The 12,028-nt window shown below is 58.3% G+C and carries 10 protein-coding genes, 1 tRNA gene and 1 pseudogene; 5 read left to right on the forward strand and 7 right to left on the reverse strand.

Going from position 1 to position 12,028, the window contains the following annotated elements; translation table 11 throughout:
• Positions 1–29: 29 nt before the first annotated feature.
• Positions 30–3,506, reverse strand: coding sequence for a Hint domain-containing protein (locus EOK75_RS21565; protein ID WP_137193608.1), 3,477 nt, complete (start codon positions 3,504–3,506; stop codon positions 30–32).
• A 571-nt stretch (positions 3,507–4,077) separates the two neighbouring features.
• Between EOK75_RS21565 and EOK75_RS21845 the strand changes: the two are divergent.
• Positions 4,078–4,215, forward strand: a pseudogene (locus EOK75_RS21845) (IS5/IS1182 family transposase); the annotation flags it as partial.
• A gap of 386 nt (positions 4,216–4,601) precedes the next feature.
• On the opposite strand, the gene EOK75_RS20810 reads toward EOK75_RS21845, so the two are convergent.
• The 6 genes from EOK75_RS20810 to EOK75_RS08910 form a co-directional block, all read right to left on the reverse strand.
• A complete protein-coding gene (locus EOK75_RS20810) occupies positions 4,602–5,060 on the reverse strand; it encodes a hypothetical protein (protein WP_168199196.1) in 459 nt (152 codons plus the stop codon).
• Positions 4,999–5,238, reverse strand: a complete 240-nt coding sequence (locus tag EOK75_RS21665) for a DUF6538 domain-containing protein (protein ID WP_338053327.1) — start codon at positions 5,236–5,238, stop codon at positions 4,999–5,001. Before EOK75_RS21665 ends, EOK75_RS20810 begins: the two co-directional genes overlap by 62 nt.
• A gap of 61 nt (positions 5,239–5,299) precedes the next feature.
• Positions 5,300–5,375: transfer RNA gene (locus tag EOK75_RS08895), tRNA-Thr, on the reverse strand.
• A 120-nt stretch (positions 5,376–5,495) separates the two neighbouring features.
• Complete coding sequence (locus tag EOK75_RS08900; protein ID WP_137193610.1) at positions 5,496–6,956, reverse strand: heme biosynthesis protein HemY; 1,461 nt, start codon at positions 6,954–6,956, stop codon at positions 5,496–5,498.
• 9 nt (positions 6,957–6,965) lie between these two features.
• Positions 6,966–8,264: a COG4223 family protein gene (locus tag EOK75_RS08905; RefSeq protein ID WP_137193611.1), complete on the reverse strand. Its 1,299-nt coding sequence runs from the start codon at positions 8,262–8,264 to the stop codon at positions 6,966–6,968.
• A 69-nt stretch (positions 8,265–8,333) separates the two neighbouring features.
• Complete coding sequence (locus EOK75_RS08910; RefSeq protein WP_168199197.1) at positions 8,334–9,077, reverse strand: uroporphyrinogen-III synthase; 744 nt, start codon at positions 9,075–9,077, stop codon at positions 8,334–8,336.
• 46 nt (positions 9,078–9,123) lie between these two features.
• Here EOK75_RS08910 and tsaD point away from each other — a divergent pair, with 46 nt between their 5' ends.
• Genes tsaD through EOK75_RS08930 form a run of 4 tightly spaced genes read left to right on the forward strand, consistent with a single transcriptional unit; the run spans position 9,124 to position 11,833 of the window.
• Complete coding sequence (gene tsaD / locus EOK75_RS08915; protein ID WP_137193613.1) at positions 9,124–10,203, forward strand: tRNA (adenosine(37)-N6)-threonylcarbamoyltransferase complex transferase subunit TsaD; 1,080 nt, start codon at positions 9,124–9,126, stop codon at positions 10,201–10,203.
• Positions 10,200–11,135, forward strand: a complete 936-nt coding sequence (locus EOK75_RS08920; protein WP_137193614.1) for an NAD(P)H-dependent glycerol-3-phosphate dehydrogenase — start codon at positions 10,200–10,202, stop codon at positions 11,133–11,135. Before tsaD ends, EOK75_RS08920 begins: the two co-directional genes overlap by 4 nt.
• A 6-nt stretch (positions 11,136–11,141) precedes the next feature.
• Positions 11,142–11,414 (forward strand): YciI family protein, encoded by a 273-nt coding sequence (locus EOK75_RS08925; RefSeq protein ID WP_137193615.1) that lies wholly within the window; start codon positions 11,142–11,144, stop codon positions 11,412–11,414.
• Complete coding sequence (locus EOK75_RS08930) at positions 11,414–11,833, forward strand: EVE domain-containing protein (RefSeq protein ID WP_137193616.1); 420 nt, start codon at positions 11,414–11,416, stop codon at positions 11,831–11,833. The genes EOK75_RS08925 and EOK75_RS08930 overlap by 1 nt, the downstream gene beginning before the upstream one ends.
• Positions 11,834–12,028: the final 195 nt, after the last annotated feature.

Below are 12,028 nucleotides of genomic sequence, written 5' to 3' on the forward strand. Positions count from 1 at the left end.
TGGTCGGTCTATGGGCACATGCTAGGGCGTTATGATGGGCTTGTCGTTAGCGCATTCGGCAAGATTATACCTTTACCGGTTGCAACCGGCCTTAGTGCCAGCCTTTGTTGGCCCTGCAAAAAGTGTGTCATGTTTTGGGAGAGCGGCATGGCGGTCGCGCGCCTTGAAATGGCAAGCTCTTTGCGTCGCAAAAGCGGATAGATGCGATCGCCGTAGGCGGCGGTCAGGTCGTTCAAATTGATCATGGCAGAGGGACGGATGCCTTTGATGGCCCGTGCGATCTGCAAACGCTGGGCCAATGACAGGGCGGCAAGGGCCTGTTTTCCCGGATACATGCTTTCAACTGCCGCACCAGAGGCGGACAGGATGGCGTGACGGTCCAGCAAGATATGATGGTATTGCACCGCTTTGACACCGCGTGCGATGCGCACGCCACGTTTGCCCATGTCAACAAAATGCCGCGCGCGAACCAGTTTGATGCAACCATCCGGCTGAACCATTGCGACGGCATGCTGAGGTGACAGACGCAGGGGGCAGATGTTGCCAATGGCGCCTGTTTCGAAATGGATCGGCATATCTGTAGGGCGTGCAGCCAGATCGGCAGAGCCAAGATCGCGCCCCCCTGCCCAGATAATCGGGGCGGGGCCTTCCTGAGTTTCGACCAAATCTCCCGGCTCAAGCGTTTCGACCGCGCGCCAGCCAGAGGGCGTAAGGATCGGCGTGCCGCTGACAAAGCAGGGAATGCCGATCGTGGTCATTTCCAGCTTGCCATCCACTTGCGTTGGCAACACCCCGAGAAGGGTAATGCTCTCTCCCTCGGGGAAGGTCAGGATTGCATCGCCGGTGCCATCGCCGAAAGTGTCGGTGACCGTGACGTCAGCCCATTGTATCGGGTTGCCGTCAAGATTGCGCAGATCGTTTACGTCCAGCTGATCGGCGGTCTTTCCGGCGTTCAGCGTCATGTCGAAATCGTAAACCGTATCATTGCCGCCGTCATGTGTCAGAACGAACAGATCATCGCCGTCGCCACCGGACATGAAGTCGTCGCCGCCGCCGCCCGTTATAATGTCTGCGCCGGACTCACCATATAGCTCATCATCGCCGTCGCCGCCGTCAACAGTGTCATCACCGCTGCCGGCCAGTACTGTGTCATTGCCTGCGCCGGCATCAACGATGTCATCGCCATCGTGGGAAACGATTGAATCGTTGCCTTCACCGCCCGCGATCGTGTCAGCGTTGTTGATACCGTTATGGGTGGAAATAACGTCATCGCCCGCGCCACCATCAATGCTGGAAGCCCCCGAGGTGTCAGAGGTCGTTATGCGGTCATTGCCCTCGCCGCCATATGCAGTGTTTTCGCCGCCTGCCAGATAGATGCTGTCCCGGCCATCCCCGCCGTAAACCACATCACTGCCGCTGCCGGTATAGATGATATCATTGCCATCCCCGCCATAGATCGTATCATTGCCGCTGGTGGCATGTGAGCTGGCGACATAGTCATCGCCCTCGCCGCCATAAATCTCATTATCGCCTGCGCCACCTGACAAGGTATCCTTGCCGATACCGCCATATAGTAAATCTGCCCCGTCGCCGCCTATAAGGGAATCGTTTCCCTCGTCACCCCAAAGGGTGTCATCGCCTGCCGCTCCTGAAAGGACATCGTCGCCGGTGCCACCAAAGACCGAGTCATTGCCGACACCCGCCTCAATATAGTCGTTTCCCTCATCGCCATAAAGCGTATCGTTGTCATTGCCGCCATAGATGGAGTCATTGCCGAGACCGCCTTCAACGCTGTCAGCGCCTGTTCCGGCATTGATCCAATCGGCACCATCGCCGCCGTAAACCGTGTCATCACCGAGACCGCTGGTAATAGAATCGTTTCCGGCCTCGCCCGAGATCAGATCCGCGCCAGAGCCGCCAATAACTGTGTCATCCCCGGCGGCTGTGCTGATGTCGATGCCGGAGTTTGTGCTTGATGCGTCGATTTCATCGTTGAATTCGGTACCTTTGACGCTTTCAATACCTTCGAAGGTACCGGTGCCAACACCGCCGGTATGGGCAAAGCTGCCCTTCTCGTTGCCACTAAACGTGGCGGATATGCCGCTTGTTCCGCTAGAGTCGTTGAAATCCAGCGTGTCATCATCGGTTCCGCCCTCACCGCCGCTGATTGTTGTTGCGCCGGTTTTTTCTGTAATCAGGAAAGTGTCGGCACCATCGCCGCCATAAAGAAACTCGTTGCCTTCCCAAGACTGGAGCGTATCATCCCCCGCCCCGCCATAAAGCGTGTCATTGCCCGTCCAGCCTTGCATTTCATCAGTGCCGTCGCCGCCATAAAGCAGGTCCGCACCATCGCCGCCGTAAACGGAATCGTTGCCTGCTCCGCCGTATACGGTATCGAGTCCGGCCCAGCTGTCGATTAAATCGTCGCCATCGCCGCCAGAGATGCTATCGTCACCGAATGTGCCATAGGCAGTATCATTGCCGTCCCCAAGCTCAAAGTCCGCGCCAACTCTGCTTGTCCGGCCATCGACCAGGTCGGCCCAATCGGTTGTGACGATCTTCTCGATCTCGGAAAAATAAATGGTGTCGCCGCCATTGGTCAGCGTGCCGGAGTCATCATTAGTGTAGGTAACCGTGACAGGCGCAGACAGGGTTTCGACGCTTAGGGTGTCAAAGTCGCCGCCGCCGACAACTGTATCGGTACCAAAGTTGTCGAACGCCTCGATCGTATCGTTTCCGTCGCCGCCGAAAGCGCTGTCATCCCCTTTCCAGAGGTAGATGTTATCATCGCCCGCCCCACCGTAAATGGTGTCGTTGCCCTCATCATCCTCTAGGGTATCATCGCCCCCCCCGCCAAAGACTTGGTCATCCCCGCTCCACCCACGAATAGAATCGTCGTCATCGCCACCATAAAGGGAATCGTTTCCCTCCCCGCCACCGATGCGGTCATTCCCAGTTCCGCCATAGATCGTGTCATAACCGGCATTGCCCTCAATGGTGTCGTCACCCGAAGCGCCGAGCAGTGAATCCCCGTTTGCGGTGCCTTCCATGTCGTTACCCTGATCGGGATCGTGGGATTGATCGACAATCGAGGAATAGAGCGGCTGGTTTGTCGGGGTGATCTCATCGACAGTGTAATCATAGGTATTGCCGGGCACGAGCAGACCATCAGCAGCATAGCCAACGGTCGTGGACCCGATCATCACGCGGTAGATAACAATGTCATTGCCGTAACCGTCCGACGCGGTCTTGGAATACTCTAGATAGCTTTGCCCGTTGGCCACCACATTGCCATCGCCATCTCGGACGGTTGTCGTTTGCTGGGAGGTATCATCCGCGGTGCCATCCACCATGGAATCGCCAGACCATTGCGTGTCATCGTCGGTGACCTCAAAGCTGTACGCCGAGGCGGAATTGGCATCATAGGTCGAATCTATGCGGAGCCGGGCACCCGATAAAAACGAGATGCCTGATGGTGAGTAACCAACAAAGGTATAGGTCGCCATTGGACCGCTCCGTTACTAAAAGTACTCCCGTCACTGCGGGCAACTACGTTTCAGAGAGTAGGGGCCAATAGTTTACCATTTTATTTCTTTGCCCTTGGCGCATGCGCAATGCATCGAAAAAACGTGTAAAATTTGTGTATAGCGTAATATTTGGGCGGCTTCACAAAGAGGGGGGGGCGTGACTAAATGTAGTGAGTTGATTTTCAAATCCAAGACGTATTCACATTTGATATATAACGTGTTGATTTGTATGTATTAATTTATATTGATTTTATAGGGTGCCCCCATAGCTGTTTTCTTGGCGCAAATAGAGCAGGTTACGGGGCGTGCAAATGAGCTTGAATGTCCATGATATGCTTGTTCGATTTTGGGTATATCACGGCACTGTTGCACAAAGGGGTTGAGGGATTCATGTCGTGAAACCAGTGTGGTAGCTTCCCTGCATGAGTAAACCGACATCGCCGACCTATAAGACGACGGACTGGGCTGATTATAACGCGGCACTGAAGCGCTGCGGATCACTGACGATCCGTTGGCCGGTAGGCGATTGCACAGCAATGGCCCGAGAGGGGGCATTGATGAGCAAACGTTGGAAATCAGAGCAGTCGAGATCACGGGCAGCAACACCGGGGATGCACCGATGTTGCCCTATCTGCTCAACCAGATTCTAGGTGAACAGCAGATCGGCAGCGTAACTGCGGATGGTGCCTAGGGTCGGCCACAGCTTGCCGCCAACGCTCCCTCGGGGAAAGCCTCGCCAGTTGTTCAGCATCCTGTGTGACGGCTGCGCCCATCGAATCAAGTTGGGATTGCAAGGCTTCTTGCTCGGAGACCAGAGCAGCACCTTCGCGGGCCTTCATGGAAACCTGAAAGATAGTTTCGCCAAGCACCTCGGTCAGCCAACCCTCTCAGAGGAGTGGTGTTGCGATGTGCTACAGGCGGGTTGTGATGGTGGAGCAAGGTCTGACCAGCATGGGTGGCCGTACCTTTAAGCAATGGTGGCACTTATTCCGTGGCACCCATACCACTGCCCTTGACTAGGGGGGGGAAACGCGAACGCCCTGTCTATTGATAGGACGCTCAGATTTTTGCGGCTCAGACATCTACGAAGTAGCTGGAGCCTTCGATAGGACCTAGGGGCGATGACTTGCTTGCAAGGGCGTTGCGGTGGCGCTGATTGCCAACGGTGATCTCCTCAAGACCCATCCTGTCCAGTTCGAGTTTATAGCTTTCATGGCGTCGAACACGTTTGTTGAAGTTGGAGGTGTCGGTGGTCACAAGATCGTCCCTGAGGTCCTTGTAGAGGTAGACCCCATCCGGGTTGTTGGTGAAGAAAGCCTTCACAAGGTCCACAGTATCCGCAACCCAACCTGTCAATTTTACCTTGGCTGGTTTCCATGTTCTGATGGTGCAGCCGGGGAAGACCTCGGGGAGAAAGTCACGAACACCAGACCGTTTGGGAGCGATGATGTAGGCATGGCATGGGCCGCAATTAACGCCATTCCCTTCCCGGCAAGTCAGCATCATGTGATCTGAGGTGGTACCAGTATTCATCCAGCTGATCTGCAGCCCGTCTCGCTCTGGCTTCGGCTAGTTTTTCTGATTTGGTGCGCAACGAATATGCGATCCTAGGGGAAGAATAGTGGCGGCGAAGCTCTCTGGGGATACGGCGGCTGAAGTAAAAGACCCCGTCCTTTGCGAAGGTGAACGTAGGTGATTTGGTCTCCGACATGGTCTACGGCTCCTAACAAGTGTTAAAAGCTGGAGTGTTACCAATGAGTTATCTGAAGTGGTGGTGCCCCAAGACGGAATCGAACCGCCGACCCATTGCTTACGAAGCAATTGCTCTACCATCTGAGCTATTGGGGCATCTGATAACGCCAAGATACCAATTGCGTTATGCTGGAGTTGGACGTTTTCTGATTGAAAAGCCCGCCGAGCTTCACAGCATGGCGGGCTAATAGCACTACAAAGTCGAACTGTGTAGCCCTATTTTTCAGTTTTTGCCTCGGCTTCCTCGGTGATGATCTCAGCCTCTTCGGGGCTGCCTTCAACGACAACCGCGGGCTCTTCCGGTGCGCCGATAATCAGGGGCAGCAGCTCTGAGCCAGTGGCGCTTGGGCCTGAGGTGTCGACAGGCTCGCGCCATGACAGGGTGTCAAAGCTGCTGCAATTGTCACAGACAGGGCCCCAATGTGCATGGATCGCTTGGCACTTGTCACAGCACCATTGCGGCCCACGGGGGGCCGTCAGCGCACGGGCCAGCCAGCCACGGATCACGGCATCATCGGCCCCTTCACCACGTTCCACGGCTGCCATAATCGCAAGCGTGCGGGCGTTGGGGTTGGTAGAGGCCAGATCACCCAGCGCGCGACGTGCGGCGGGGAAATCCTCGGCCGTGATGTTCAGCTCTGCCAACAGCAGGCGGGTTTCGATGTGATCAGGGTTGAGCTTGGTCAGCACGCGGAACCGCTTCAAGCGATCCGTGGTGCTTTCATTTGGTGCAATTTCGGCAAATGCGGCGGCCAGATCCGGGTGCGGTTGTACCGACCATGCTTTCTTGAGGACCTTCGTCGCATGACGGGTATCGCCTTTGGCGATATAGCTGCGGGCGGCCATGGTCGCTGCGGGGATCAGGTCGGGCGAAAGACGGTTTGCCTCAATCGCGGCTTCGCGGGCCTCGATGGTGGCGCCTTCCTCAATCACGCCGCTCGCCTCTTGCAGGGCCAGAACGGCATCGCGGCGACGGTACACATCCCGCGGCAACGCGCCGGATTTTTGCTTGGCACCAAGCGTCACGCGCGCCCCTTTCCAATCACCCTGACCGGTTTGCAATCCCAGCAAAGTGTCTTGAATCTCGGCGTGTTTCGGCTTGAGGGCAAAGGCCTTTTCGGCCAGCTTCAGGGCGGTTGCGGTATCACCTTGGGTGATCTTTTGGCGCATCAACCCACGCACGCCGACAAAGCGCGATTTGTCATTCGACAGCAGCTTTTTATAGGCGGCCTCGGCGCGGTTCGTATCGCCGGTCATTTCCGCCGCCTGTGCGATCAGCAGGGTCGTAAGGCCCGGCTTGTCCAGTAATTTATCGGCCTTGGCAGCACGCGACAGCGCCACACGCCCCTCGCCCGAGGCAAGCGCCATAAGCCCGTCCGACAGCGCCTGATAGCCTTTGCGTTCACGGTTGCGATCGAAATAGCGCGAAATCGCGGTTTCATCCCCGCTGAGAAACCGCAGAACGGCGACGACAAAACCGATGAGCTTGAGCAACACCCAGACACCAACCAGCAGCAGCAAAAGCGCCACGGCGGTTTGCAATGGGCCGAGGGTGAATTCCACCCCCAACATAGCGATCTGAATACCGCCACCGGTATCCATAAGCACACCAGCCCCGTAAGTAAGGCCCGTGATGGCGGCGACAAACAGCAATACTTTGATGAGCGACCAAATCATTCCAGTGGTTTACCTTTCGCTCAACGCTGCCGTTAATTCGGCAGTCGCTGCTTGTGCGTCTTGACGCAGTTTCGCCTGTGCAACCCAATCCCCAAGCGCGTCTTGCGCAACCGGGGGCAGGGCTTCGATTTCAGTAAGCGCGGTTTGCAGATCACCCGCAGCAACGGCAGCATTCGCGCGCGACAGCACGGCATCGGGATCATCGCCTTGCTGCGGAGTCAGGGACCTTGCGCCGGTCTGGCTGCGCAGGAAAGAGCCGGCACGCTCGGTCCAGGTGCTTCCCATATTCTCACGCAAACTCTGGTTCAGTGCTGCCCGCGCCGCCACATCAAAGCTTTCGGTCAGTGCCGTGATGGTTGGCACCCCGTTTTCGGCGTGATCGGTCAGGGTTTGCGGAATGGTGATACCGGCATCGGCCAATGTCGCCAAAGGTTCTGCAAAGGGCAGACCGTTTTGCATCGCGGCCTCAACATTGCTGACGGCGGCTTGCAGCAGAACGGTTTGCGCCTCGGCAACCGCATTGGCGCGCGTGACCTCGGCGGCATCGATGATTTCCTGAGCGGCGGCTTTTTGTTCATCCAGACCGCTGCGGAGCGTAGCGATATCGGCCTTCAGCGCTTGGATCGCGGCGGGTTCTACCGTTTCGCCTTCGGGTACGCGGTTTTCAAGCGCTGTGATCCGTGCGGCCAGCGTCTCTAGCTGTGGCGTCACATCTGTTTGGGGCGCGGGGGTTGCAGCCTGCGCCGTTTCCAAAGCGGTGTTGGCGATGTCGCGAATTTGCTCCACTTCGCCCATCAAAGCGGTGCTGGCATCTTCTTTCGGCAAGGCCGCGATCTGGGCACGCAGATCTGCGATATCTTTGGCCTGCTGTTCATAATCGGCTTGCATCGTTGACGTGCCGGGGAAAGGCCAGCCTTCGGGTTTGATGTATTGCGCAAGGCCAAAGCCGATGCCTGCGGCCACAACCCCGCCCAAAACCAAGGGCACAAAACCGGGGCCGGATTTTACGACAGGCGGCGGCGGGGCGGCCACCTCTACTTCTTTTGCAATCTCGGGCTTTTCTTCGGGCGTCTCGGGTTCTACGGGCTGCTCTGCCACATCGACGGTTTCTTCCGTTGGTGCGGGGCTTGTTGTATCGGCGGCACCGTCTTGGGCAACGGCGGAATCCTCAACCTTGGCGGGTTCGGACACGTCAGAAACAGAGGGGGGAGTTTCGGTTGTGGCATCCACGAGGGGCTCGCCCGCGCTTCCATCTTGGGCCACTTGGGCCTTGACCGCGCGTTTGCGTGGGGTCTTTGGGGTTGCCATTGCTGCGCCTCCATTTGAATTTCCGGATGGGCCGGTATGTTTATAGCCTAAACTGACTGCGCCACAGGCTCAAGGTGCCTGACGTGCTGCCAAATACTTCTTTATCGCATCGGTTAATGCCGCGGCGGTGGGTTTTGCCGCCGGGCAAAGGGTTATATCCTTGTGTTGCGCCAGCGCATCCGTCACCGCATCACTAAGCGTTGCGCAAATCAGGGGCGCTTTTTGCGAGGTATCTGCAAGCGCCCCGGCAAAGATGGCCGCCGTGCGCGGAGAGAAAAGCGGTGCCAGAACGGGCCTTTTTCCGGAAAGCAAATTTGCGGCCTGCACGGATAGGGGCCTTTGTTCTTGTTCGTAAAGAACAAAGGCCTTGGTTGGAATTCCGCTGTTGGTAAGGTTTCCGGCCACATCCCCGCGCCGGTGCGCGCCGCATATATGTAAAAGCTGCCCATCGGGGCTGTGCTTTTGAATGAGGGCGATCAGGGCAACGGCATCGGCATCGGCTGAAATCGTCTCTAACCCCGCCTGTTGTGCGGCCTTGGCCGTGCGATCCCCGACGCAAAAGGCACGCTTTGGCAGGTCTGAGGGGCGGGCGGGATGCTGGGCATAGGCGGCCACGCCGGTTTCCGATGTCAGGATCAACCAGTCCCAAGGGCCGGTCGGAAACGGCGTTTGCAAAAGGCGGGGGGCGATCAGCGGGCTGATGGTAATCGATAGGCCCGGCCCGAAACAGTGCTGCAAAGTTGCGGCATAACGCTGGCTATATGCCAGCGGGCGCGTCAAAAGAAAGGCAGGCATCTGGGATTGTGTGGTCATGGACACAATGTTACCTGCTGGAAAACCCTTAGGCAACGGGGCTGACATGCGGCAAAGTATAACCATTCTTGGTATCGAAAGCAGTTGTGATGACACGGCTGCCGCAATCGTGCGCGACGGGCCGGAGGGGCGGCAGATTTTGGCCAATGTGGTTGAGGGCCAGACAAGCCTGCACGCCGCCTTTGGGGGTGTGGTTCCTGAAATCGCCGCCCGTGCCCATGCAGAACGGGTGGACGGCTGCGTGTCAAAGGCCATGGCCGAGGCAGGGCTGGGCTTTGGCGATCTGGACGCGGTGGCTGTTACGGCGGGGCCGGGCTTGATCGGCGGCGTGATGGCGGGGGTCATGTGCGGCAAGGGGATCTCGGCGGCGACGGGCTTGCCGTTGATTGGGGTCAATCATTTGGCCGGCCATGCGCTGACGCCGCGCCTGACGGATGGATTGGCCTTTCCCTATATCATGCTTTTGGTGTCTGGCGGGCATTGCCAGTATTTGCGGGTGGACGGGGCGGATCAGTTTACGCGGCTTGGCGGTTCCATCGATGATGCGCCTGGCGAGGCGTTTGACAAGGTGGCCAAGCTTTTGGGCCTGGCCCAACCCGGCGGCCCGGCGGTGGAGGCAGAGGCCCGTAAGGGCGATGCGAAACGGTTCCCTCTGCCGCGCCCGCTGATGGATCGGCCGGGGTGCGATATGTCGTTCTCGGGCTTGAAAACCGCTTTGTTGCGCGCGCGTGATAAGGTGATTGCCGAAAAAGGCGGGCTGACGTTGGCCGATCGCGCTGATCTTTGTGCGGGGTTTCAGGCGGCGGTCACGGATGTCTTTGCCGAAAAGACCCGACGCGCCTTGGCATTGGCTCCTGTTGGCGCGCTGGCGGTGGCAGGCGGTGTCGCGGCAAACCTTGCCATTCGGGCAGAGTTAGAGACTGTTTGTGCCGTCTCGGGTGTGAGGTTCCTGGCCCCGCCACTGGCGCTTTGCACCGATAACGCCGCGATGATCGCTTGGGCGGGGATTGAACGGTTTCGTAGCGGCGCGCGGGATGATCTGACCCTTTCGGCGCGTCCTCGCTGGCCGCTTGATCAAAGCAGCCCTGCGCTTTTGGGGTCGGGCAAAAAGGGGGCCAAGCTATGATCGGAATCATCGGGGCGGGGGCCTTTGGCGGTGCTTTGGCGATAACCTTGGGGGCGCAGTCGCCAGTGATGCTATGGGGGCGTGGCCAGAAGGGGCGCGGGATTGACCGCCTGCCGGGGGCCGAATTGCCGGCGTTAGTGACTGTTGCGGATGATCTGGCGCAGGTCATGCAGGCAAGGACGGTGCTTTTGGCGCTGCCCGCGCAGGCGATGGGGCGGTTTCTGGCGGAACACGCTGGCGCGCTGGCGGGACGCAATCTGGTGGCCTGTTGCAAGGGGGTGGACCTGACGACGGGATTGGGGCCAACGGGTGTTATCTTGACACATTGCCCCGATGCCCATGCGGCGATTTTAACTGGGCCGAGCTTTGCCAGCGATATCGCCAAGGGCCTGCCGACCGCGCTGACGCTTGCCTGTGCGGATGACGCGGTTGGAATGGCCTTGCAACACCAGCTTTCAACCGATGTGTTGCGCCTGTACCGCACGACCGATGTGATTGGTGCCGAGTTTGGCGGCGCGTTGAAGAACGTGATCGCGATTGCGGCGGGCGTGGTGATCGGCGCGGGGCTTGGAGAAAGCGCGCGGGCGGCCCTTATGACGCGCGGCTTTGCCGAGATGCAGCGGCTGGCGTTGCATCAAGGGGCGCGGGTGGAAACCTTGGGGGGGCTCTCGGGCTTTGGTGATCTGGTGCTGACCTGCACCTCGGCGCAATCGCGTAATTTCCGCTTTGGTGTGGCGCTGGGCGAGGGGGCCAGTTTTGACCCTGCGATGACCGTCGAGGGGGTTGCGACCGCGCAGGCCGTCGCTAAACTGGCGCAAACCCATGGGGTGGATATGCCTGTGACACAGATGGTCGCCGCCCTTTCACAAAACCAGATCACGCTTGAGGATGCCGTTCGCGCCCTCATGTCCCGCCCTTTGAAACCGGAGTAAACCACGATGCGCGTTGCCCTTTTTTGTTACGATAAACCCGATGCCCTGCAAGTACGGCTTGATAACCGGACCGCCCATCTGGCCTATATCGAGGACACCGGCGTGGTCGAAATGGCCGGACCACTGTTGACGCCCGAAGGTGCCATGTGCGGATCGCTGGTGGTTTTGTCGGTGGAAAGTCTGGCGCAGGCGCAGGAATGGGCAGCGAAAGACCCCTATGCCAAGGCGGGGCTGTTTGCATCGGTCGCAATCAGCGAGTGGAAAAAGGTGGTGGGCTAATGGCCTATTGGCTGTTCAAATCCGAACCCAACGTCTGGGGCTGGGATCATCAGCTTGCCAAGGGCGAAGAGGGGGAGGAATGGAACGGCGTGCGCAACTATCAGGCCCGCAATAACATGCGGGCGATGAAACTTGGTGATCGCGGGTTCTTTTACCACTCCAACATCGGCAAAGAGATCGTGGGCATTGTCGAGGTCTGCCGCGAGAGCGAACCCGACAGCACCACCGATGATCCGCGCTGGGATTGCGTGATGATCAAGGCGGTGAAGCCAATGCCGAAGCCCGTGACGTTGGAGGATTGCAAGCATGCGCCGGAACTGGAAAACATGGCGCTGGTGAAAACCGCCCGCCTGTCGGTACAGCCCGTCACCGAGGAAGAATGGCAGATCATTTGCCGTATGGGCGGTCTGGCGCAATAATGGCCAGTTCCCGACGAACGCGGCAATCGGGGCGGAACCCCTGTTCTGGCTATTTTGATTGAAGGCTGTGTTTTGGTCAGTGAATTGACGCCGGGCATAACTGTGCAAAAAATAGGAGGGCCCCGACCCCATCAGGACCCTCCTCTCGCACCACGCGCTCCCTAAGCACCACACGTGTTCTGTTTGAAAAAGGTC

This window comes from Pseudorhodobacter turbinis (assembly GCF_005234135.1).
Taxonomy (GTDB): Bacteria; Pseudomonadota; Alphaproteobacteria; order Rhodobacterales; family Rhodobacteraceae; genus Pseudorhodobacter; species Pseudorhodobacter turbinis.

Excerpts from the sequence above, each read along its gene's own strand:
- EOK75_RS21565 (WP_137193608.1), bottom strand. The coding sequence starts at position 3,506 with ATGGCGACCTATACCTTTGTTGGTTACTCACCATCAGGCATCTCGTTT.
- EOK75_RS20810 (WP_168199196.1), bottom strand. The coding sequence starts at position 5,060 with ATGAATACTGGTACCACCTCAGATCACATGATGCTGACTTGCCGGGAA.
- EOK75_RS21665 (WP_338053327.1), bottom strand. The coding sequence starts at position 5,238 with ATGTCGGAGACCAAATCACCTACGTTCACCTTCGCAAAGGACGGGGTC.
- EOK75_RS08900 (WP_137193610.1), bottom strand. The coding sequence starts at position 6,956 with ATGATTTGGTCGCTCATCAAAGTATTGCTGTTTGTCGCCGCCATCACG.
- EOK75_RS08905 (WP_137193611.1), bottom strand. The coding sequence starts at position 8,264 with ATGGCAACCCCAAAGACCCCACGCAAACGCGCGGTCAAGGCCCAAGTG.
- EOK75_RS08910 (WP_168199197.1), bottom strand. The coding sequence starts at position 9,077 with ATGACCACACAATCCCAGATGCCTGCCTTTCTTTTGACGCGCCCGCTG.
- tsaD (WP_137193613.1), top strand. The coding sequence starts at position 9,124 with ATGCGGCAAAGTATAACCATTCTTGGTATCGAAAGCAGTTGTGATGAC.
- EOK75_RS08920 (WP_137193614.1), top strand. The coding sequence starts at position 10,200 with ATGATCGGAATCATCGGGGCGGGGGCCTTTGGCGGTGCTTTGGCGATA.
- EOK75_RS08925 (WP_137193615.1), top strand. The coding sequence starts at position 11,142 with ATGCGCGTTGCCCTTTTTTGTTACGATAAACCCGATGCCCTGCAAGTA.
- EOK75_RS08930 (WP_137193616.1), top strand. The coding sequence starts at position 11,414 with ATGGCCTATTGGCTGTTCAAATCCGAACCCAACGTCTGGGGCTGGGAT.